The 527-nt window shown below is 49.3% G+C and carries 1 protein-coding gene; it reads left to right on the top strand.

All coding sequences use genetic code 11. The features are described 5' to 3' along the window. Positions 1 to 527: cation:dicarboxylate symporter family transporter (locus AC5V8P_RS26035; protein ID WP_495474109.1), on the top strand; the 527-nt coding region annotated here is incomplete at both ends.

Raw genomic sequence — 527 nt, forward strand, 5'->3', positions numbered from 1 at the left:
TGACATATGTGAAGAAGGTATTGCCTACACTGGTTTTTGCCTTTACTTCTCGTTCCAGTGCAGCGACCATTCCATTAAATGTTGAAACACAAACGAAAAAGCTTGGTGTGTCCGACGGCATCGCGAATCTGTCCGCGACCCTGGGAGCGACCATTGGGCAAAACGGCTGTGCGGGTATTTATCCGGCGATGCTGGCCGTCATGATTGCTCCAACAGTGGGCATAGATCCTACAAGTTGGAATTTTATCCTCACGCTTATTCTGGTTGTTACGATCAGCTCGTTTGGTGTGGCAGGTGTAGGCGGTGGGGCCACCTTCGCTTCCCTGATCGTGCTTTCTACCATGAACCTACCTGTGGCCTTGGCAGGATTGCTCATTTCTGTTGAACCGTTGATTGATATGGGACGTACTGCGTTAAATGTTAATGACTCGATTACAGCAGGTCTCATTTCAGGCAAGGTACTCAAGGAGAACGATCACGACGTGTTTAACAACCATGGCATGGATCTGGATGCAACGGCGCATTCC

Source organism: Paenibacillus sp. N119s, from assembly GCF_059447605.1.